At 60.8% G+C, this 21,349-nt stretch carries 16 protein-coding genes; 4 read left to right on the top strand and 12 right to left on the bottom strand.

Going from position 1 to position 21,349, the window contains the following annotated elements; translation table 11 throughout:
- Positions 1-350 precede the first annotated feature (350 nt).
- The 3 genes from ACM6HV_RS24565 to ACM6HV_RS24555 form a co-directional block, all read right to left on the bottom strand.
- A complete protein-coding gene (locus tag ACM6HV_RS24565) occupies positions 351-1,244 on the bottom strand; it encodes an NAD-dependent epimerase/dehydratase family protein (protein WP_414905507.1) in 894 nt (297 codons plus the stop codon).
- 103 nt (positions 1,245-1,347) lie between these two features.
- Positions 1,348-2,259 (bottom strand): LysR substrate-binding domain-containing protein, encoded by a 912-nt coding sequence (locus ACM6HV_RS24560; protein WP_414905506.1) that lies wholly within the window; start codon positions 2,257-2,259, stop codon positions 1,348-1,350.
- A 127-nt stretch (positions 2,260-2,386) separates the two neighbouring features.
- Positions 2,387-2,977, bottom strand: coding sequence for an NAD(P)H-dependent oxidoreductase (locus ACM6HV_RS24555; protein WP_414905505.1), 591 nt, complete (start codon positions 2,975-2,977; stop codon positions 2,387-2,389).
- Positions 2,978-3,159: 182 nt separating this feature from the next.
- Here ACM6HV_RS24555 and ACM6HV_RS24550 point away from each other — a divergent pair, with 182 nt between their 5' ends.
- Complete coding sequence (locus tag ACM6HV_RS24550) at positions 3,160-3,474, top strand: putative quinol monooxygenase (RefSeq protein WP_027614144.1); 315 nt, start codon at positions 3,160-3,162, stop codon at positions 3,472-3,474.
- Here ACM6HV_RS24550 and ACM6HV_RS24545 read toward each other — a convergent pair.
- Positions 3,464-4,228 carry a sulfite exporter TauE/SafE family protein gene (locus ACM6HV_RS24545; RefSeq protein ID WP_414905504.1) on the bottom strand — a complete coding sequence of 255 codons (765 nt, stop codon included), beginning with the start codon at positions 4,226-4,228 and terminating at the stop codon, positions 3,464-3,466. The genes ACM6HV_RS24550 and ACM6HV_RS24545 overlap by 11 nt on opposite strands.
- 233 nt (positions 4,229-4,461) lie before the next feature.
- On the opposite strand from ACM6HV_RS24545, the gene ACM6HV_RS24540 reads away from it, so the two are divergent.
- A complete protein-coding gene (locus ACM6HV_RS24540) occupies positions 4,462-5,400 on the top strand; it encodes a LysR family transcriptional regulator (RefSeq protein WP_414905503.1) in 939 nt (312 codons plus the stop codon).
- A gap of 34 nt (positions 5,401-5,434) precedes the next feature.
- Positions 5,435-5,785, top strand: a complete 351-nt coding sequence (locus ACM6HV_RS24535; protein WP_003221437.1) for a cupin domain-containing protein — start codon at positions 5,435-5,437, stop codon at positions 5,783-5,785.
- Positions 5,786-6,042: 257 nt separating this feature from the next.
- On the opposite strand, the gene mmsB is transcribed toward ACM6HV_RS24535, so the two are convergent.
- Together mmsB and ACM6HV_RS24525 are read right to left on the bottom strand one after the other, a co-directional pair.
- A complete protein-coding gene (gene mmsB, locus ACM6HV_RS24530; protein WP_414905502.1) occupies positions 6,043-6,930 on the bottom strand; it encodes a 3-hydroxyisobutyrate dehydrogenase in 888 nt (295 codons plus the stop codon).
- Positions 6,931-6,939: 9 nt separating this feature from the next.
- The gene (locus ACM6HV_RS24525; protein ID WP_239778682.1) at positions 6,940-8,466 is read right to left on the bottom strand and encodes a CoA-acylating methylmalonate-semialdehyde dehydrogenase; all 1,527 of its coding nucleotides are present in this window, start codon (positions 8,464-8,466) and stop codon (positions 6,940-6,942) included.
- A gap of 149 nt (positions 8,467-8,615) precedes the next feature.
- Here ACM6HV_RS24525 and ACM6HV_RS24520 point away from each other — a divergent pair, with 149 nt between their 5' ends.
- Positions 8,616-9,563, top strand: coding sequence for a LysR family transcriptional regulator (locus ACM6HV_RS24520; protein ID WP_414905624.1), 948 nt, complete (start codon positions 8,616-8,618; stop codon positions 9,561-9,563).
- Here the strand turns inward: ACM6HV_RS24520 and ACM6HV_RS24515 are convergent.
- The 6 genes from ACM6HV_RS24515 to recC all read right to left on the bottom strand — a co-directional run bounded on the left by ACM6HV_RS24515 (position 9,560) and on the right by recC (position 21,255).
- Positions 9,560-10,015 carry an OmpA family protein gene (locus ACM6HV_RS24515; protein WP_174377346.1) on the bottom strand — a complete coding sequence of 152 codons (456 nt, stop codon included), beginning with the start codon at positions 10,013-10,015 and terminating at the stop codon, positions 9,560-9,562. The two genes, ACM6HV_RS24520 and ACM6HV_RS24515, sit on opposite strands and share 4 nt — an antisense overlap.
- A 44-nt stretch (positions 10,016-10,059) precedes the next feature.
- Complete coding sequence (locus tag ACM6HV_RS24510) at positions 10,060-11,328, bottom strand: diguanylate cyclase domain-containing protein (protein WP_414905501.1); 1,269 nt, start codon at positions 11,326-11,328, stop codon at positions 10,060-10,062.
- A complete protein-coding gene (locus ACM6HV_RS24505; protein ID WP_414905500.1) occupies positions 11,325-11,900 on the bottom strand; it encodes a YfiR family protein in 576 nt (191 codons plus the stop codon). Before ACM6HV_RS24505 ends, ACM6HV_RS24510 begins: the two co-directional genes overlap by 4 nt.
- A gap of 120 nt (positions 11,901-12,020) precedes the next feature.
- Positions 12,021-14,120 carry an exodeoxyribonuclease V subunit alpha gene (recD, locus tag ACM6HV_RS24500; protein ID WP_414905499.1) on the bottom strand — a complete coding sequence of 700 codons (2,100 nt, stop codon included), beginning with the start codon at positions 14,118-14,120 and terminating at the stop codon, positions 12,021-12,023.
- Positions 14,117-17,806, bottom strand: coding sequence for an exodeoxyribonuclease V subunit beta (recB, locus tag ACM6HV_RS24495; protein ID WP_414905498.1), 3,690 nt, complete (start codon positions 17,804-17,806; stop codon positions 14,117-14,119). Before recB ends, recD begins: the two co-directional genes overlap by 4 nt.
- Positions 17,803-21,255 (bottom strand): exodeoxyribonuclease V subunit gamma, encoded by a 3,453-nt coding sequence (recC, locus tag ACM6HV_RS24490; protein WP_414905497.1) that lies wholly within the window; start codon positions 21,253-21,255, stop codon positions 17,803-17,805. Before recC ends, recB begins: the two co-directional genes overlap by 4 nt.
- Positions 21,256-21,349 lie beyond the last annotated feature (94 nt).

The raw sequence follows: 21,349 nt of genomic DNA, 5'->3' as shown, positions 1-21,349 counted from the left end.
GGGTCACGTTCGAATGGGTTGTGAAACTCATAAATCATTTCGAGATCGAGTTTTCAAACGCCATGAAAGTAATTTTCGTGGAGAGGTAAGGCGTGTCGCTGTTGGATATGTCTTGTCGCGATTAATGAAAATCGCGGGGCGGGATTTACATGGCTTTTTGGTGAACGAGAAACCAATGTGGGAGCGAGCTTGCTCGCGAAGGCGGCGTCACATTCAACATCTCTGCCGACTGATCCACCGCTTTCGCGAGCAGGCTCGCTCCCACAGTTGATTGCATTCCTTCAGTCAGAATCCGTTCTATTTGTGGGAGCGAGCCTGCTCGCGAAAGGCATGATGCGGTGCAACGGGATTCACACCATCTCGTTACGAATCCACTCCACCACCGACGTACGCTTTGGCGCCCAGCCCAGCAGTTCACGAGCGTGTTTGCCGCGTACGCGGCTGTTGGAGCCGAGCCCGTAGTTGGCCATTTCGTAGCCCCATTCGGCTTCGGCGTCTTGCAGTGGCCAGTCTTGTGGCTGGCCCAGATTCAACGCCTGCGCCATGGCAGTGGTCATGTCGATGAACGAGGCTTCGCCACTTTCGACGAAGTAGAAGGTGCCCGGTACGTTTTTGGTCAGTGCCAGCAGGTACAGGGCGACGACGTCTTCGATGTGCACGTTGGACCAGATGTTCTGGCCAGTGCCGACATGCCGCACCACACCGCTTTTGCGTGCTTGTTTGAGCAGACGCGGCAACTGCACGCTGTCGCGCTTGACGCCCAGGCTGTGGCCGTAGATCAGGGTGTTGCAGATCACTGCCGAGTTCACGCCGTCCTGTGCGGCGGCGAGGATCAGGTTGTCGATCGCCACGCGCGCCGCCTTGTCGACGGTGGGCGCCGGCAGATTGTCTTCGTAGTAGATGACGTCACTGGACTTGCCGCCCGAGGCATCGCCGACGATGCTCGAACCGCTGGTGTGCAGGAACAGTTTGTGCGAGCCGCGCAAGGCGTCGAGCAACGCTTCGACCGCGCCGCGATGGTCGCTGCTGGCGGCGTTGATCACCGCATCGGCGGCGCGGGCCTGTTCAGCCAGCAATGTGCTGTCTTCGAGGGTGCCGATCACCGGAGTGATGCCCAAAGCTTTCAGCTCATCGGCCTGCTCGGCGCTGCGCACCAGGCCGGTGACAGAGTGCCCAGCCCGGACCAGACCGGTGGCGATGGAACCGCCGATAAAACCGGCAGCACCGGTGATGAATACGTTCATGGAGAAACTCCCTGCGTGAATAAGTGATGCAGCGAGTATCGACCGGTCACTCCGATGGAAAAACCCGCCCTCGCCCAAATCACTGTTGCGCAGGGATCACGAATCAACCCTTGAAATCAGCACTGGCGTAAGCCGCAAGCTTGCTCTGGATGAAGTCGAGAAAGCACTGAATGCGCAGCGCCAACTGCGAGTTACGGTAGTACACCGCGTTGATCGGCTGGCGATAGCCGCTGTTGTATTCCGCCAGCAGCACCTTGAGGCGCCCGGCGCGAATGTCGTCGATGGTCATGAAGTGCGACAGGCAGGCAATGCCCTGCCCCTCCAGCGCGAGATGGCGCACGGTCTCACCGCTGGAGGCGCTGATGGCCGGAGTGATCGGCCAACGGTCACCGTGCACGTAACGCAGCGGCCACTGATTGAGGCCTTCGTTGTGGGTGAAACCGAGCAGGGCGTGGTCGCTCAAGTCGGCGACCTGCTGCGGCGCGCCGTGCTGCTCCAGATACGCCGGACTGGCGACGATCAGCAGCGGGCTGCAACCCAGTGAGCGCGCATGCAACGTCGAGTCGGCCAGGGTGCCGATGCGGATCGCGACGTCGGTGCTTTGTTCCAGCAAGTCAATGATCAGATCATTGCTGTTGAGTTCAAGCTGGATGTCCGGGTACAACCTGCGGAACTCGTCGATGTAGGGCACGATGGCGTGCAGCATGAACGGCGACGCAGCGTTGATCCGCAGACGTCCGGACGGGGTTTGCTGGCGTGAGGACAGACGCTCTTCGAGCGCATCCATCTGGTCGAGAATCAGCTTGGCCTGCTCGAAGAAATACTTGCCCTCCTCGGTCAGGTCCATGCGCCGCGTGGTGCGGTTGATCAGCGTGGTGTCGAGCTTGGCTTCGAGCCGCGACAACGTGCGGCTGACCGCCGACGGCGTCTGCCCGACCTGTTCGGCGGCGGCGGAAATCGAACCGCACTCGATCACGCAGACGAAAATCTGCAACTCATCGGATCTGGCTTTCACGGGTGTCCTCTTTGAAATCGCCAAGATCGCAGCCTTCGGCAGCTCCTACAGTGAACTGCATTCCCCTGTAGGAGCTGCCGCAGGCTGCGATCTTTTGCTCTTACCGCCGATAGTAGCCCGAAACCATTCAAGCCTTGAGACCAAACACCTGTTTCAGATGCTGCTCATACCGCGCCACATCATTCTCGATGTTCGGCCGCTTCATCACATCGACACAGAGGAACGTCGGCAATCCGGTCATGCCCAAAAACTCGTTGGCCTTGTGGAACGGGAAATACACCGCATCCACACCCTTGGCTTCAAAGAAATCGCTCGGGTCATCAAACGCCTGCTGCGGTGCGTTCCAGGTCAGCGACAGCATGTATTGCTTGCCCTGAATCAGGCCGCCGCTGCCGTACTTCTGCGACGCATCGGAACGGGTCCGGCCATCGCTGGCATAGAGGCTGCCATGGCCTTCGGTGAAGACTTCGTCGAGGTACTTTTTCACCGTCCACGGCGCGCCCATCCACCAGCCCGGCATCTGATAAATGATCACATCGGCCCAGAGGAATTTAGCCACTTCTTCGGCGACGTCGTAACCCTCATCGATGAACGTGGTTTTGACATCCAGGCCACCACGATCCAGCACGCTCAGTGCAGTTTCGTGCAGGGTCGCGTTGTAACGACCGTCGGAATGGGCGAATTTCTTGCCGCCATTGAGCAACAACACTTTTTTCATCAGAACGCCTCGCGCAGCCATTGGGCTGGAGAAAGATGGGAAAACGAATGGCGGCAGGTTAACCACCCATCTCGCGCGGAATAAGCCGCGTCGGCGCAAAATACATTTGATCAAAAAGCACGAATGGAACACAGATTGTTGCAATAGCATTGGCAGCCATCTGCATTTGAGGAGTTGTTCTGATGAGTGAACGCCACGGTTTCATCCTGCACGCCAAGACCCGACCGGAGAAAGCCGAGGCCTTCGAAGCGCTGTTTCGCGCCTATGTCGAGCCGAGCCGCGCCGAGCCGGGCTGCATCGAGTACCACATGCTGCGCGATAAGGAAGACCCGACGCTGTTCATCTTCTACGAGATCTGGGAAAGCCAGGCGCACCTCGACGTGCACTCGAACCTGCCGCACATGCGCGAGTTTTTCGACAACCGCATGACGTACCTGGAGCGCGATTTCGATATCCGGCGGATCGACATGCTCAGCGCGTCGTCGGCTAGCCGCTGATCAGCAAATGGGCGCCGAGTGCGCCCAGTCCGATAAAGAACACCCGCTTGAACAGCACGGCGCTGATGCGCTGCCGCAGCCATTGGCCGAACCCCATGCCCAGCATCGCGGGAATCAGCACCAGCAGCGACGCACTTAATTCGCCACTGCCCAGTGCGCCGTGCCAGAACAAGCCGCCCGCCAGCGCCAGGGTCGAGACGGTGAACGACAGGCCCAGCGCCTGCACCAGTTCATCGCGCTGCAAACCCAGCGCCTGCAGGTACGGCACCGCCGGTATCACGAACACGCCGGTGGCCGAAGTGATGACTCCGGTGATCAGCCCGCACAGCGGGCCGAGCCACGGCTCATGCCGGGGATTGATCTGCAGGGTCGGCAGCAGCAACCCGCTCAACGCATACAGCAGCAACGCCGCGCCCAAGCCGCGCACCACCCAATGCCCGCCCGCCATGCCGATCGACAACGTGCCGACGGCGGTACCGAGGAAGATCATCAGCAGCAGCGGCCACAGGCGTTTGATCAGCCCTTTCAGATGCCCGCCAAAGGCCAGTTGCCAGACATTAGTCAGCGTCGCCGGAATGATCAGCAACGCGGCTGCCTGAGATGGGGCCATAGCCAGACCCAGCAGCCCCATCGCGACAGTGGGCAAGCCGAGACCGATTACCCCTTTGACCAGACCGGCCATGATGAAGGTGGCAATGACCAGCAACGATAAGGCCAGGCCGAGGTTTTGATAGAAGTCTGCGAGTGCGTTCATGGCGCTACTGTGCGCCTTGGCGGGTGCGCTGAAAATCTGCCATATACTGAGGCTGCCTCTTTCGATACAAGAGGCTGAAGACTTGATTGATATTTCTGGCCTCATCGCTGGCAAGCCAGCTCCCACAAGTTTCAGTGTGGATTACAGATTTTGTGCACAACACACATCCTGTGGGAGCTGGCTTGCCAGCGATAGGACCATCCCCAGACACCAGAAAAACCAGAGGCTGCCTGATGCACTTCGACCTCACCGACCTGCGCCTCTACCTGCACATCCTCGACAGCGGCAACATCACCGCCGGCGCCGCCCGCAGTCATCTGTCGCTGGCCGCCGCCAGTGCGCGTATCCGGGCCATGGAGGCTTCACTCGGCACCGAGTTCCTGCAGCGCGGGCGCCGTGGCGTGAGCCCGACGCCGGCCGGCAAGGCGCTGGCGCAACATGCGCGCGTCCTCCTGCAACAGTCCGAACGCATGCAGCAGGATCTGGCGGATTACGCCCAAGGCGTCAAAGGCCAGGTACGGTTGCTGTGCAACACCACCGCGATCACTGAATACCTGCCGGAAGTGCTGGCGGACTTTTTGTGCGAGCATCCCAACCTCGACATCGATCTGCAGGAATTGCCCAGCGCGCGCATCACTCATGCCTTGCGCCAAGGCGCGGCGGACCTTGGGATTGTGTCCGACGCCGTCGATACCACCGACCTGCAGACCCTGCCATTTCGTGCCGATCCGCTGGTGCTGATCCTCCCCCTCGACCACCCATTGTCTGACGCTGCGCCAGTCCGTTTCAGCGACGCCCTGCCGCATGACTTTGTCGGACTGCGCGCCGACAGTGCGCTGGCGGTGTACCTGGAAGAACAAGCGCTGCACAGCGGCTCGCGGATGCAGATCCGCATCCGCGCCGACGGATTCGACGGGGTGCTACGCATGGTCGCCCGAGGTGCCGGGCTGGCAATTGTGCCGCTGGCCGCTGTCGAGCGAACCGCGTTGCGGTCATTCAAATGGGTTGCGCTCAATGAAGCATGGGCACGCCGCACGCTCATGCTGTGCGCCCGAGATTTCGCTACGTTGCCGAATTACGCCCGCGCGTTGTTACACGCGCTCACTGATCCGCGCGTTTCTGAGCAGTTCGATGTCGAGCACAGACAACTGAACGGCGAGCAGGCGCTATAGGGTTCGACTTCAAATCCCTCTGCCCGGAGTTCCCATGACCGCGACCGCCCCCATCACCGTTCTGCGCGACACCCACCCGCTGCCGGTACTCGATGCCTGCAAATGGGAAAAACTCGAAGGTGACCCGCACACCGTCAACCTCAACGCCTACACCAGCGAAGACGGCAGCAAGATCATGGGCACCTGGATCTGCACCCCGGGCAAGTGGCGGGTCGACTACGTGAAGTGGGAGTACTGCCACTTCCAGGAAGGTTATTGCATCATCACCCCGGACGGCATGGCGCCGATTCACCTGCGTGCCGGCGACATCTTCGTGGTTGAGCCGGGGATGAAAGGCACTTGGGAAGTGGTCGAGACCGTACGCAAATATTTTGTCTTTGCCTGACAAGCAAAAGATCGCAGCCTTCGGCAGCTCCTACATGGGCAAGATGTACACCCTGTAGGAGCTGCCGAAGGCTGCGATCTTTTTTGCCTCCCATAAAAAGCCCAGGAAACCACCTGTGGCGAGGGAGCTTGCTCCCGCTCGGCTGCGCAGCAGTCGTAAATTCAGAAAGCGCGTTTACCAGGTTTAGGTCTGCCATGCAGACCAGCGGGAGCAAGCTCCCTCGCCACAAAAGCCCTCCCCCACAATTTGATGCCTGGTTACTGTGGCTTGCGATAGCTGTTGATAATCGCCGAGAAGTCCTTCCCCCCGTCCCCGCGCTGGCTCATCGCCTGATACAACTGCTGCGCCACCGCGCCGAGCACCACCGGTTGATGCGCCTGACGCGCCGCTTCGGTGGCCAGCCCCAGATCCTTGAGCATCAGCTCGGCACCGAAACCACCGGTGTAACCGCGTGAGGCCGGCGCCGTTTCGACGATGCCCGGCCACGGGTTGTACATTTCCGAACTCCAGCAACGCCCGGTGGAGCTATTGATGATCCCGGCCAGCACCGAGGTGTCGATCCCAAGTGCATCGCCCAGCGCCATCGCTTCGCTGACACCGACCATCGAAATCGCCAGCAGCAGGTTGTTGCAGATCTTGGCGATTTGCCCGGTGCCGACTTCGCCGCAATGCACGATGTTGCGGCCCATCTGCGCCAGCACCGGCTGCAGGGTGGCAAACAGTTCCGGGGTGGCGCCGACCATGAAGGTCAGCGTGCCGGCGGTCGCGCCGCCAGTGCCGCCGGAGACCGGTGCATCGGCCATGGCCACGCCTTGTTTGGCGGCAGCGGCGGCCACATCGCGGGCGGTCTGCGGATCAATGGTGCTGCAATCCACCGCCGGCACGCCTTTGCCGATACCGGCCAGCACACCGTCCTCACCGAGCCAGACGCTGCGCACATGCACCGCGGCCGGGAGCATGGTGATCACCAGCTCGGCGTCTTGCGCCGCTTCACGGGCCGAGGCGCGGATGGTGCCGCCCAGTTGCTCCAGCTCCGCCAGCACAGTCTTGTTCAGGTCCACCAGATTCAGCGAATGGCCGGCCTTGATCAGGTTGCGCGCCATCGGCGCGCCCATGTTGCCCAGACCGATAAATGCGATTTTCATGACCAGTCCTCAGCGCAGGTTGATGGTGGTGTTCACGCCGTCGTTGACGCTGTCGTCATCGAACCAGCGCGCCGTGACCGTTTTGGTCTGGGTGTAGAACTGCACCACTTGCTTGCCATACGGGCCGAGGTCGCCGAGTTTCGAACCGCGCGAGCCGGTGAAGCTGAAGAACGGCACCGGCACCGGAATCGGGATGTTGATGCCGACCTGGCCGACGTCGATTTCCGTCTGGAATTTGCGCGCCGCTGCACCGCTCTGGGTAAACAGGCCCGTGCCGTTGCCGAAGGGGTTGGCGTTGACCAACGCAATGGCCTGATCAAGGGTGTCGACTTCCAGCACCACCAGCACCGGGCCGAAGATTTCCTGGGTGTAGATCTGCATGTCGGTGGTCACGCCCGAGAACAGGGTCGGACCGACGAAGTTGCCTTGCTCGTAGCCCGGCACCTTGATGTCGCGACCATCAAGTTCCAGCTTGGCGCCTTCTTTGATGCCGCTTTCGATCAGATCGAGAATCCGCGCCTTGGCTTTCTTCGAGATCACCGGGCCGACATCGGTGCCCGGCTCGCTGCCGGCGTTGACCTTGAGTTTCTGCGCCAGTGCTTTCAGGTCCGGCAGCCATTGTTTCGCGGCACCGACCAGTACCACCACCGAAGTGGCCATGCAACGCTGCCCGGCGGCACCGAAACCGGCGCCGACCAAGGCATTCAGCGCCTGCTCGCGATTGGCGTCCGGCAGCACCACGGCGTGGTTCTTCGCGCCCATCATCGATTGCACGCGTTTGCCGTGCTTGCCAGCCAGGTCATAAACGTGAGTACCGACCGCCGTCGAACCAACGAACGACACCGCTTTGATGTCCTTGTGGGTGCACAGACCATCAACCACGTCTTTACCGCCGTGTACCACGTTGAGCACACCCGCCGGAACGCCGGCTTCAATCGCCAGCTCCACCAGGAGCATGGTCGACAGCGGGTCCTGCTCCGAAGGTTTCAAGACGAAGGTGTTGCCGCAGGCGATCGCCATCGGGAACATCCACAGCGGAATCATCGCCGGGAAGTTGAACGGGGTGATGCCGGCGCACACGCCGATCGGCTGGCGCAGGGTGTAGGTATCGACGCCGCCCGCCACGTTTTCGGCGAACTCGCCCATTTGCAGGGTGCCGATGGAACAGGCGTGTTCGACCACTTCCAGGCCACGGAAAATATCGCCCTCGGCGTCGGCAATGGTCTTGCCCTGCTCGGCGCTCAGCACCACGGCGATGCGTTTGGAGTGCTCGCGGATCAGTGCCTGCAGCTTGAGCATGATGCGCATCCGCGCGCCGATCGGGGTCAGTTTCCAGGTCTGGAAGGCGCGGTGTGCGGCACGGATGGCGGCATCGACTTCAGCAGCGGTGGCGAACGGTACTTTGGCCAGCACTTGCTGGGTCGCCGGGTTGACGATGTCGTGCCACTCGGTGGTCTGCGATTCGACCCACTCGCCGTCGATCAGCAGCTTGACCTTCTGGACCGTGGTTTCGTTGGGCGTAAGCGATGCGTTCATGCTGGTCTCCGAAACTTGTTTTTATCGTAGGAGCCAAGGCGAAAGGTTCGCCTTGAGATGAGGCGTGTGTCACGAGTTGGTTGTCGGACTGTTTTTGGAGTATAGATGTGCAAACTTCTAATAAGAACGCACATATAAGCCCGTCCATCATGCAAAAAAACATCACCTCCCTGGGGTCGCTGAACTGGGACGACCTGAAGTTTTTCCTCGAAGTCGCCCGCACCCGCAAGGCCAGCACCGCGGCCAAACGCCTGGCCGTCGATTACACCACGGTGTCGCGGCGCATCAGCTCGCTGGAAGCGGCGCTGGGTACATTGCTGTTCGAAAAATCGCGCACCAGCGGTTTTGTCCTGACCACTGAAGGCCAGCGTTTGCTGGGCTATGCCGAGTCGATTGAAAGCACCTTGCACATGGCCTGCGAGCAGGTCTCCGGCTCCGGTGTGGCACTGTCGGGCCATGTGCGCATGGGCTGCACCGAAGGTTTCGGCAGCTTTTTCATCACCCCACAGCTGAGCCATTTCGTCGACGATTACCCGGCAATCTCGGTAGACATCCTGCCGCTGCCGCACTTCATCAGCCTGTCCAAACGCGAAGCCGATATCGTCATTGCCCTGGAGCGCCCGGAGCACGGCCCGTACGTGTGCTGCAAACTCTGCGACTACCGCTTGCAGCTGTACGCGACTCAGGACTACCTCGACCAACACCCACCGATCCGCCGCCCGGCCGATTTGGGCAAGCATCAATTCATCAGTTATGTGGATGACCTGGCGTTCAGCTCGGAGCTGCTGTACCTGGCGAACGTGCTGCCCGGCGCCAGCGCGAACCTGCGCAGCACCAGCGTGATCGCGCAGTTCGTCGCAGCGCAGCAAGGGCGTTCACTGGCAATTCTGCCGTGCTTCCTCGCGGCCCAGGATCCGCGCCTGCTGCCGGTGCTGCCCGAAGAAATCGACATCACCCGGCAGTTCTGGATGTACTGCCGGGAGGATCTGAGGAAGTTAAAGCGGATCACCCTGTTGTGGGATTACATCCGTGAGGTGACCGAGCGTAATCAGGGTCTACTGATGGGGCAGACCCGCGAGATGCGGTTTGCCGATTAATCGGCGCTGACCACAATCGACACCCGACGATTCTCGGTACGTCCGGCGGCAGTACTGTTGGACGCCACCGGCTCGCTGCTGCCCAGGCCTCGCAACTGGATGTTCTCTTCCTTCATGCCGACGGTGGTCAGCACTTTGGCCACACTCTTGGCCCGGCGCAGCGACAATTGCTGGTTATAGGTCTCTTTGCCCGAGGCGTCGGTATGACCGTCGACCCGTACGCGTTCAATACCGACCCCCACCAGCGCCTTGCCGATGCGTTCGACGATTTCGGTGCTTTGCGCGTTCAAGCTTTCGATATCGCTGCCAAACAGCACTTTGCCTGACAGGCCAAACTCCCAGCCTTCGTCGGTTGCCTCGAAGCCTTGTTGTTTGAGGACGGCGATCTGCGCCGGGGTCAGGCCTTTTTGTGGTGCGGTCTGGCAGCCGGTCAGCGCCAGTACGGCGATCATCAGCAAGGCGGAAAACAATCGAGCGGGAAGTGTGAACACGGGAATCAGCTCCTGGTTTGCAGATTGACAACCGGGCTCTCCGACCCGGCAGTGAATTGAGCACCACGCGACAGGCGTTTGGCCTGGTACATCGCCGCGTCGGCGGCGTTGAGCAAGGCACCTGGCGTGGCACCATGATCAGGGAAAACCGCAATGCCGATACTGAGCGACGTCACCACACTGGTATCGCCCGGCAGCGCGATGGGCATGTCCATGCTGTCGAGAATCTTGTCGGCAATACGCTCGGCATCTTCGACCTTATGCAGCGGCGCAAGCAGCACGGCAAACTCATCGCCGCCGAGCCGCGCCACCAGATCCTCTTCACGCAGCTGCGCGCGGATCCGATTGGCGACCGCCACCAGCACGGCATCGCCGGCGGCGTGGCCGAAGTTGTCGTTGATGCCTTTGAAACGGTCACTGTCGAGAAACAACACCGCTACCCGCTCGTTGAGTTTGCCGGCATTACGCAGGGCACGAATCAATCGGCCCTCGAAAAACGCCCGGTTCGGCAAGCCGGTGAGGCTGTCGTGGCTGGCCTGGTGGGCGAGGGTCTCGTTCTCGCTCTGCAGGTGGGTTTGCCAGGATTCGAGTTCGTCGAGCAAAGCATTGAAGTCGTTGCCCAGATTATCCAGTTCGGCAATCTGCGCCGGCGGTACCCGTCGATCCAGCGCGCGCTCGCTGCGCGCGGCGTGGGCCACCGCGGCGAGGCTACGCAGTGGTCCGGTAATACCGCGTAATTGTCGACGCGCGAGATAGAGCGCGACCCAGGCACTGATGGCGGTACACAGGATGATCCCTGCCAGACCGCTCAGCAAAAAGCGCATGAGACTGCCGCCATGACCGACCAGCAGAATGTGACCGATTTCGCGCTCCTGATGCACAATCGACAGCCTGACCGGCTTTTCCAGAACGGTACGCGTGATCTGCATTTCCAATTCGGTGAACAAGCCGTTCTCCGGCCGCTGCCAACGCGCCAGCACCTGACCTTGCGCATCGAACACCTGCGCGTCCGCCACCTCTTCGGTGGACGCAATCAAGGCCAGCGCTTCAGTCGCGGCGGCCTTGTCGTTGAACACTACCGCTGCTTCCACGGTGTAGCTGATCGAGCGCGCAATGAGCTGCAGGTTGTGATCGGCGTACACCCGCAGCGCAAGAACGCCCAACAGGGTCAGCGATACGCTGGCCATCGTCACGGCTACCAGCGCCACAATCAAATGTCCACGGCCAATGACCGATCCCAGCGTCGGGCGGCTTCCGGAACGGAACAGTTTCATGGCGCCGCCGGTTTGCGACGCGACAATTGCAGTACGCTCGGGTGGATGCGTACACCGCTGCGCGCGACAGAGTCGAGGTTGACCTCGAAGGACACCTGTTCATCGCCGACGCGCAGGCAGAACAGGCTGCCCACCGTGCACTGATCGCCCCCTTCGCTGATGCTCAACACCGGATGGCCGATCAATGACGTGAACAGCCGACTGCGTTCATCTGCGGTGAGTTTGCCGATGTACACCGCATCGCATTCGCTGACGATCGCCGGGTTGTCGGCCAGCAGTCGGCGCACAGCGACCGGACGACCGGTGGCTTGCGTAGTGCCTTTGACCAGGTCATCGGTGTATTCGGTGGGGCCGACGATGCACAGGCGCAATTGTGCGGGTTCCACCGGCCAGCGCGCGTAACTGAGGATGCCCAGCACAACCTGCGTCACCGACAGGGCGCGCTGCTCGGCCATGCCCACCGGCGTCTGTGCCTGCGCCATGGCGGCGCCGGTCAGCAAACAGAGCAGACCGACAAGCAATGCGTGCTTGCAGCGAACCACGCGCTCTGTCGCCCAGACAGCCACCTTCATGCAGGGATTCTCTTGGATCGTACCGAAATGATGCCGCAACGATAGCACAGCGCAGTAACACCAGCGAGACAGCAGCTGCTGACCAGATGGTCAATAATCGGCACCGAACATCAGGTTATTTCATTCCCGAACCTCGCCACCTTCTTCCAGTTCCAGCATCAATCCGCTCAGGCGCTTGACCTTGCGCTGCACCGCCTCTTCAAACACGCCGGCCCGGGGCTCGATCAAAGTGAACCAGTGTTTGGCCCGGGTAATACCGGTATAGATCAATTCCTTGGTCAACACCGGATTCAAAGCGTCCGGCAGGATCAGCGCGGTGTGGGCGAACTCGGAGCCCTGGGATTTGTGCACCGTCATCGCGTACACCGTTTCCACATCGTTGAGCCGGCTCGGCAGCACGAAACGCACACCGCCCTGCCCGTCGTTACGCGGAAAGGCAACGCGCAGTACCGGTCTGCCAGCTTCGGGGCCTTCGCGCTCGGGCAACTTGAGGGCGATGCCAATATCGCCGTTCATCAGACCCAGACCGTAATCGTTGCGCGTCATCAGCACCGGCCGGCCTTCGTACCATTGCTGGTCATGCTCGATCAGGCGTGCCTTGACCAGCGTTTCGGTGATCCGCAGATTCAACCCTTCAACGCCCCAAGGCCCCTTGCGCACGGCACATAACAACTGGAAGGTGTCAAACGCCTGCAGCACCGCCCGCGCCCAGTTGATCCAGTCTGGATGCTCCAGCGGTCTGCCTGCTGGCGGGCGTTGTTCGCGCAGGATGTTCAGATAGTGGCGATAACCCTTTGGACCTTCCCCATGACCGTCGAGCAGCAGCCGCTCGAACGTGTGATCGTGTTCGCCCTTGAGCGGCAGGGAAAACACGTCATCATAGTGACCGGCCGCCAGCAACTGGCGCGCCTCCTCCGGCAACTGCTGATTGACCCGCCGCGCCAGCTGACCGATGCCGCTGCCTTCACCGAAGCGTCGGGAATGGCGCAACATCACCAGTTGCTGAGCCAAAGGATGCGAGCCGTCGTGGTCCTCGTGCAGGCCACTGTCCTGTAATGACTCACCACTGACCGACTCCAGCCACCGCCGGGTCTGCGGGTTGTACCAGCCTGCCTCGGCATCGCGGCACAGATCGCCGAGCACCGCCCCCGCCTCTACGGAGGCGAGTTGATCCTTGTCACCGAGCAACACCAGACGCGCATGCGCCGGCAACGCATCGAGCAGGTTAGCCATCATTTCCAGGTCGATCATGGAAGCTTCATCGACCACCAGCACATCCAGCGGCAAGCGGTTGCCGGCATGGTGGCGGAAATGTCGGGTGCCGGGCCGACTGCCCAACAAACGATGGACAGTGGTCACGTCGCAGGGGATCTTCTCGCGCACGTCTTCGGTGACTTGCAGCGACTGCACTTGCTGGCTGATGGACTCGGTCAACCGCGCAGCAGCCTTGCCCGTGGGCGCCGCCAGACGAATGCGCAACGGCTGACCGGCTTCCACCGCCGGCGCCTGAAGCAGCGCGAGCAGACGCACCACCGTGGTGGTTTTGCCAGTTCCCGGGCCGCCCGTGATGATGCTGAAGGCTCCCCGAGTGGCAAGCGCGCAGGCGAGTTTCTGCCAGTCGATCACTGCTCCCGGCCTGGCGGGGCCGAACAATTCATCGAGACGCTGGGGCAAGTCATCCGGCGGCGTTTCGCCTTGGGCCAGACGTGTGCGTAACGCCGCATCGATACGCCGCTCATAGGCCCAGTAGCGCCGCAGGTACAGACGCTTGCCGGACAGCACCAACGGTCGCTGATGCGCCGCTTCGCTATTGTCCGCAGCCAGTGCAACCAGAGCGCTGCTCGCCAGCACCTTGCACCAATGGGCGCCATCCAGCGTTTCAAGCAACTGCGACGGCAGGAGCAAGACATCACTTTGCTCATCGCCTTCAGGAGGTAAAGACAGGGCGAAATCCGGGGCCTTGAGGGTTTCGAACAGGTCGAGGCAGACATGTCCGTGACCCAGTTGATGGCTGGTCAGTGCGGCAGCGAGCAACACCAGTGGATCGGACTGGGGTGCGAGTTCGTACAGAAAACCGATAAAGGCCTTGTCCAGCGAACGAAGCCAGCCTCGCTCGACCCAGCGATCAAGCAAGATCAGCAGATCCGAGGCACTGGTCAGTGGCGCCAGGCTCGACGGGTTGTCGATAGCCGATGACAGATCGGCGAAGGTTCGGTTCATAACAGGACTCCCTGTTCCCATGCGGGTTCGGCCTTGGGTTCCGGCTTACCCTGGAACAGGCGATCCAGGCGCTCGATCAGTTCGCGCGGCGGCCGCGCAAAATACACCCCGCGACTGTCTGCCCGGGTCCCGCGCAGGAACACATACAAGGCACCACCGACATGCCGATCGTAATCGTAGTCAGGCAACCGCGCCTTCAGTTGTCGATGCAACGCCAGCAGATACAACACGTATTGCAGGTCATAACGGTTGTCGAGGATCGAGCGCTCCATGGCTTGCTCGGTATAGGCTGCATCGTCGACACCCAGCCAGTTGGATTTGTAGTCGGCCACGTAGTAGCGCCCTTCATGTTCGAAGGTCAGGTCGATGAAGCCTTTGAACATGCCGTTGAGCTGTACTGGCTCGGCGGCCACTCGTGCCACACCGTTGTGAGTGTACTGGCGCACCCACTCATCGAGTTTGAGAACATCAACCTTGTGGCTGGCGAACCAGAACTCCATCTCGACGCGGTACTGTTTGAGTTGCTCGAGAACCACCGGAGGCTGTCCGCTACCTGTTGGCAGCGACGACTTGAGCAAGTGTTGCAGCCAATCACTCAGGGTGGTGATCCAACCCTCCCAACCACGCAGGTTGCAGCGCCGGCCAATCGCATCCTTGAGCGTTTCAAAAGGAACGGCAAAACCTTCGTCTCCGGCCCATTCGAGCAGACCATGAAGAAAGGTTCCCGGATTCGGACCGCGAGGAAAACGATGAATATCGGCGCCACCGGCGACGATCTCGCGTGGCGCATCCGGGTCGAGACGCTCATCATCAAACAGCTTTTGCGCTTGTGGACTGTCCGGCGCCTCATCGCTGCCCACGCTCAACACGTCACTGATGCGCAAAGCACTGTAGGAGGCAATCCACCAGTTTTCGCTGGCCTTGCGCTTGGGCACCAATGTAGCGCTGAGGATCGCTTCGTTACGCTCGGGCCGGTAGATCTCCTGAGTGGCTTGAGGCAACTCCCCCAAACTGATGGCCGCGCAGTTCTGCTGCAAATCCTGCAGCCAGCGGCTCAGACCGGTTGACTCATCCAGCCTTGCGCCTCCACCCAGCAGATAGCCAAGCGCCGAAAGATGAAGCACCGAACCGTTGTTATTACCGCGCTTGAGGTCCGTGACACCCAGCCAGCAGGCATGCTGTGCGCGAGTCAGGGCGACGTAGAGCAGACGCAGGTCCTCGGCCAGACGCTCGTCATCCGCCAGGGCGATCAATTCGGCGGTCGGCTTCAGTGTCACCTGGGCTTTGCCGGAGGCATCGTGGTAATGCAGCGGCAAGCGACTGCCATCCACCGGTTTTGCCGAGCAGATGAACGGCAGGAACACCAGTGGATACTCAAGCCCCTTGGACTTGTGAATGGTCACGACCTTGACCAGTTGCTCGTCACTCTCCAGACGCAATATCTGCTCTTCGCCGGCCTGACCAGACAACGCCAGAAGCTCGGCCAGATGACGAATCAGCGCTTGCTCGCCATCAAGCTCAGCGGCAGCCTGCTGCATCAGTTCCGACAAGTGCAAAAGGTTGGTCAGTACCCGCTCGCCATCACTGCGTGCGATCAGGGTCTGCGGCAGGTGAAAGTCGTGCAGCAGGCGCCGTAACATCGGCAACACACCTTGCTTGCGCCACAGTTCGCGATAGCCACGAAACTGCATGACCCGGGCTTCCCAGACCAACTCGTCCTGATTCAATCGTTCCAGTTCAGCCAGCGGCAGATTGAGGGTGATGCTGGCCAGCGCAGCCTTCAGAGAGCGCTCGACATCCGGCTCCGCGCAGGCCTTGAGCCAGGAGAGCAGGTCATGCGCTTCCTGGGCGGCGAACACCGAGTCCTTGTCCGACAGGTAAACGCTGCGCACGCCACGGGCCGCGAGTTCTGCGCGTACGGCTTGGGCCTCTTTGCCGTCGCGTACCAGAATCGCAATGTCAGAGGGTCGCAAGCCTCTGAAGTCTTCTCCGTCGCGGACAAATCCCGCCGCACCGGTTTGCCCGCCATTGAGCAACGCGGTGATTTCGCTGGCACAGGCCGCCGCCAACTGCTGGCGATAGACCGCCCCTGACAGCGGCTGGTCCGTCGACAGGTGCCAGACATTCAGTGCCGCGACATCGTGCCCCGCAATCTGCAGCCGCTCTTTACGCCCCTGAGACTCAACAGGCTGGAACGGCACCGGATTTTCCCCGGTTTTTTCCCGAAACAAAAACGCGCCGCGTCCCTGCTCGCGGGACTCGGCGCGTTCGAATACGTGATTGACCGCGTTGACCATGCCATGGCTGGAGCGGAAGTTGGTGCCCAGCGTATGCAGGCGGCCGGCAGTGGCCTGACGCGCACGCAGGTAGGTGTAGATATCGGCGCCACGGAACGCGTAGATCGCCTGCTTGGGGTCACCGATCAGGAACAGGCCGGTATCCGGACTGTTGTCCTCGATGCGGTAGATGCTCTCGAAAATCCGGTATTGCACCGGGTCGGTGTCCTGAAACTCATCGATCAGAGCAACCGGAAACTGCTCGCGGATCACCGCAGCAAGGCGCTCGCCGCTGTCGGATTGCAACGCCGCATCGAGGCGCAACAGCATGTCGTCGAACCCCATTTCCGCACGACGACGCTTCTCTTCCTCAAAACGCGCGCCCACCCATCTCGCCGCATGTTGCAATACGGCGGCATCGGGGGTGGGAAGCGCGTCGAGGCTCGACTTGAGCCCCGGCATCGCGTCGAGACCCGGATGACTCGGTGCCTGCCCCTTCCAGGCTTCGGCCATTCCGTCAGGGGTCAATCGGGTGAAACCGGTGCCGATGTCCAGTTGCTCCATGGCCTCGTCTTCGGCCCACGCCTTGAGTTTCTCGAACCAGGGCTCGAAGTAGCGCGCCTGCATCTTGCGTCCGTCGACGGCTTTGCTCGCAACGCCTTCGTGACAGATCACCAGCAGCTCATCGGCCCACTGACGCCACGGCATCTTCAGCTCGAGCAACGCGGCACGCCGTTCTTGCAGACACTCATTGATCAATTCTGCAGGGGCCTTGCCGTCATCACTGTCGCGCTCACTGCCAAACAGGCCGCGCACTCGTGGCAACAACGCTGCCGGCCCGCCCCAGTTAGCGCGAACCCAGTTCAGCGCGTCGCCCTGCATCGGGTAACAGAACAGTCGCCAGTAATCGCGCAGTACTTCACCGAGCAGATCGCTGTGATCGGTTTCCAGGGACTGGGTAAACAGGCTGCCGCTGTCGAACGCGTGTTCGCGCAGCATGCGCTGGCACCAACTGTGGATGGTGGAGACGGCCGCTTCGTCCATCCATTGCGCGGCGATGTCCAGGCGATTGGCGCAACCGGGCCATTGTGCCGGGTCAAACTGCTCGCGCAGCTCGGCAATCAAGCCATCCGGCGCCGGGGTTTCTTCACGGAAAAACCGCGCAGCCTCGGCCAGCCGCGTACGGATTCTTTCACGCAGCTCCTTGGTGGCGGCATCGGTGAAGGTCACCACAAGAATCTGCGGGGGCAGCAATTCACGGCCGAAGCCGCTCGATTCGCCGCCGTGGCCAAGGATCAGCCGCAGATAGAGAGCAGAAATGGTAAAGGTCTTGCCGGTACCCGCACTGGCTTCGATGAGTTGACTGCCGTGCAGTGGGAAGGCCAGAGCCAGCGGTGTTTTGGTACTCATGCGCGTGCCCCTTCGCTGGCCAACGAGCGCCATGGCGCTTCAAACAGGGGGCGATACAACGCGTCGCACCAACCGGAGAATGTTTCGTCGGCACTCAATGCGTCAAAGTCAGCGAATTGGCGTGACAGCGCAGGGCTTTCACGGCGCTCACCTTCACTGGTCTGGCCGTCGCCTTCGTAGGCTTTTCTGGCAGCCGCCTCAGCCTTGAGCGGATCAGTCTGCGCAAGCCAGGCGAAGGCCGTCTTGACCGCGATCGGCAGCGGCTGGCGCATGCCGGCCTGCCAGGCGAGCAGCAGATCACCCAGAAAACGAACCGCTCGGTCCTTCTCCGTCGGCTCAAGCAGCAGCGTATCGTCACTCGCCACCAGTGCCGTGGTTAGGATAAGTCCGCTGGCGCAGGCCACCAGGTGATTGACCCACGGCTTGATCAACCGATGCCATTTTCGACTTTTGATCGAGCCGATGCTGTTGGGAATGGTCGTGACCGACAACACGCCACCGTCAGCGCGTTGATGCAAACCGGCGAGCCAGCCTTCAACACGCACGCCCTGCAACTCAAGACTGACCGGGAGCGCGCTGGTCAATGGTGTCGGCCATAACGCCAGAAGGTGTTGGTAACGTTGCAGCAAGTCAGGTAACGGCTCGATCAACTCTCGTTGCAGGCATTCGCCGAAGCCGGCCATGGGCAGCAATCCGCTGTTTTGCAAACGCCGCGCCTGATCTTCGAGTGCCCGATCGATATTGTCGGGCTGCCGGAGTGCGGCCTCGAGCAGGCTCTCGCTCAGTGTGTAACGTTGCAATGCGTCCAGCACGAACGGTTCTTCGTCAGCCAAGGGCGCCTCGGCGGCCTCAAAGTACACTTTGAGTCGCTGCGTGAAAAAGTGCCGGACCGGATTGCGCAGGAAATCCTGCAGAAGGGCCAGACTCAGCGGCTCCTCCTGAACATAAGGCGCGAGTAGCTCCGCTTCGTGTTGTGGCTCATGCATCTGGTGCAAAACCTGCCATTCACGGGCATAACTGAATAGTTGGTCGCCTTCATGGAAATAGCGCGAGCTGAACGGTTGCAGGGGATGTTCCTCGGTCATGGCGTGCAACAATTCCTGGTGCTCATCGAGCGACCGCCAGCCACTGGCGAGGTGATCGCGCAACTGGCCGATCAGCACGGAAGCAGGCCGTTCACTATTGTCTCGAATACTGCGTCCGACCCAACTGATGTACAGCTGATTTCGCGCAGACAGCAGCGCCTCGAGCAACAGATAGCGATCATCCTCACGTCGGGAACGGTCCCCGGGCCGGTAATCGCTGCCCATGAGGTCAAAATCAAGTGGAGGTTGCGCCCGGGGATAATCGCCATCGTTCATCCCCAGCAAACAGACGAGCTTGAACGGGATCGCCCGCATGGGCATCAGTGTGCAAAAATTTACCGCGCCGGCCAGAAAGCGCTGGGACAGACGCCCCTGATCCAGCCCCGCAAGCCAGGCTTCGCGAACCACCGTCAGCGGCAATTCATCGACCAACCCAACGGATTCACAGGTCTGCAGCCAGGTTTCGCGCAACTCCTCAAGTTGCGTGAGCAGATAATCGTCGTGCTCGTTACTGGCCTTGAAAAACAGCTGCATCAGGATTTGCAGACGCAGGCCCCACACCTTGGGCTGAGCGACTTGAGTGAGTTCGTGATGGGCCAGTTCCAATGCATCGAGCAGGGCAACCAGCGGACCGATCAACGCAGCATCCAGACCACCGATTTCATCGTAGGGTTCGATACCGGCACAGGCGCTGGAGCTGCCAACTGCGTACCCCAGCAACATCCGCCGCAAACCGAAATGCCAGCTGTTCTGTTCGAGCTCATCCGGCAAGCCCAGGCCGGCACGTTGCCCGGCGTTCATTCCCCAGCGCACGCCTGCTCCTTCGATCCAGCGATGCAGAGTAGGCAAATCACGCTCTTGTACGCCAAATCGGGCGCGCAACGCAGGGACGTCGAGCAGATCGAGGATCTCGCTCACCGGGAAACGACTATCGGGCAGCTTCAGCAGGTGCTCGACAGCAATCAGCAACGGATCGCGGCCCCGCTGGCCCTGGTCGGCCAAGGTAAATGGAATGAAGCGTGGATCATGTCGATCCAGTTGTCCGAACACCGCCCGGATATGCGGCGCATAGCTGTCGATGTCCGGCACCATCACAATTACATCTCGTGGGCGCAGATCTGGATTGGCGCTGAAGCGTGCGAGTAACTGATCGTGAAGGATTTCCACTTCGCGCTGGGCACTGTGGGCTATGTGGAAGCGGATCGACCCATCCTGCGTCAAGTCAACGGCAGGCCAGCGCTCACGCGTTTCATTGAGTGGCCGCAACTCGAGGATGTCGTCCTGAAGTTGGTTGAGCATGTTATGTGGCTGATTTTCGCTGAACAGATCAATGCGCCCGTCACGAAACGCCGCGCGATAGCTGTTGGGGTCATCGTAACTGTCGAGCAGGTTGATATAGTCGCGGCATTGCTTGCCCCAGGCGGCGAGCAGCGGATGAGCATGTTGGTGCAACGTTTCAGGATCGAGTACGACCGGCATGCCGTTCTTGCGGCTCTGACGCTTGTATTGATGACGCAGCAGATCCTTGTCGGCGACGATATCGGCCCAGTGGTGTCGGCAAGGGTTGTGTACACACAACAGCACCTGACTGAAACGTGCGAGTCCGGCCAACGCTTCAAGCACCTGGGCGGGCAACGAGGATATACCGAACACGATCACCCGCGAGGGTAGTCCTGCTGGTGCATGTTCGAGGGAATTTATGCACTCGATAAATCGTTGATGAACACCGGCGCGGCTCTGGGCCATGCCTTGCTCACCGACATCTTCCAAAAGAGCACGCCACAGTTCAGCCTGCCAGCAACTGACTGGAGGCAGTGGCTTTATCTCGCCTCGAACATTACGTAACTGATGCCGGCCCTCGGCCCAATCTTCGAGCCAGTCGGCCCGATACACCTGATATTGGTCAAACAGGTCTGCCAGGCGCTCGGACAACTGGTAGCGCTTGCGCAAGTCGGTGTCATGGGTGAGGAAGCGTTGTAGCGGTTCGAAATGGGGGCGATCAATCACTTGCGGCAACAGGCGCATCAGCCGCCAGGTCAGGGGAGCTTTGTCGAGCAGGGATGTGGCGGGGATTTCGTCTCGGCCCAACACCATACGGTAGAGCTGCCACATGAAACTGCCTGGAAGCTGCACATCGATGGCAGCGGCTATTCCGCAACCACCGAGATCGTCCTCTTCAGGATCTTCTGCCAATGCCAGCTTGAGCCATTGGGCGATACCGTTGCTTTGGACCAGAGCGATTTCATTCTCCAAGGGAGCCAATGGGTATCGCCGCATGATGCTGACCACCAGGCTGCGCAGCTCGTCCAGGCTATTGCTCTGGACCACCATGAATGCAGCGTTGAGGGACGAGGCGTCCGGCATAAAAGCTTCCTTGGAAAAGTACAAAAGCCAAGGCAGAACCTTAGCACTGTCGGCAGGCTGTGACAGCCGGAAGGGCCTACCGCATGCTGTAGGA

Source organism: Pseudomonas sp. IT-P260 (assembly GCF_949768395.1).
GTDB lineage: Bacteria > Pseudomonadota > Gammaproteobacteria > Pseudomonadales > Pseudomonadaceae > Aquipseudomonas > Aquipseudomonas parakoreensis.
This window is presented reverse-complemented; position numbering and strand designations above follow the sequence as displayed.

Coding starts and splice junctions, on each gene's coding strand:
- ACM6HV_RS24545 (WP_414905504.1), bottom strand. CDS start 4,228: ATGAACGCACTCGCAGACTTCTATCAAAACCTCGGCCTGGCCTTATCG.
- recB (WP_414905498.1), bottom strand. CDS start 17,806: ATGAGTACCAAAACACCGCTGGCTCTGGCCTTCCCACTGCACGGCAGT.
- ACM6HV_RS24515 (WP_174377346.1), bottom strand. CDS start 10,015: ATGATCGCCGTACTGGCGCTGACCGGCTGCCAGACCGCACCACAAAAA.
- recD (WP_414905499.1), bottom strand. CDS start 14,120: ATGAACCGAACCTTCGCCGATCTGTCATCGGCTATCGACAACCCGTCG.
- ACM6HV_RS24525 (WP_239778682.1), bottom strand. CDS start 8,466: ATGAACGCATCGCTTACGCCCAACGAAACCACGGTCCAGAAGGTCAAG.
- ACM6HV_RS24550 (WP_027614144.1), top strand. CDS start 3,160: ATGAGTGAACGCCACGGTTTCATCCTGCACGCCAAGACCCGACCGGAG.
- recC (WP_414905497.1), bottom strand. CDS start 21,255: ATGCCGGACGCCTCGTCCCTCAACGCTGCATTCATGGTGGTCCAGAGC.
- ACM6HV_RS24535 (WP_003221437.1), top strand. CDS start 5,435: ATGACCGCGACCGCCCCCATCACCGTTCTGCGCGACACCCACCCGCTG.
- ACM6HV_RS24510 (WP_414905501.1), bottom strand. CDS start 11,328: ATGAAACTGTTCCGTTCCGGAAGCCGCCCGACGCTGGGATCGGTCATT.
- ACM6HV_RS24540 (WP_414905503.1), top strand. CDS start 4,462: ATGCACTTCGACCTCACCGACCTGCGCCTCTACCTGCACATCCTCGAC.
- ACM6HV_RS24520 (WP_414905624.1), top strand. CDS start 8,616: ATGCAAAAAAACATCACCTCCCTGGGGTCGCTGAACTGGGACGACCTG.
- ACM6HV_RS24505 (WP_414905500.1), bottom strand. CDS start 11,900: ATGAAGGTGGCTGTCTGGGCGACAGAGCGCGTGGTTCGCTGCAAGCAC.
- ACM6HV_RS24565 (WP_414905507.1), bottom strand. CDS start 1,244: ATGAACGTATTCATCACCGGTGCTGCCGGTTTTATCGGCGGTTCCATC.
- mmsB (WP_414905502.1), bottom strand. CDS start 6,930: ATGAAAATCGCATTTATCGGTCTGGGCAACATGGGCGCGCCGATGGCG.
- ACM6HV_RS24555 (WP_414905505.1), bottom strand. CDS start 2,977: ATGAAAAAAGTGTTGTTGCTCAATGGCGGCAAGAAATTCGCCCATTCC.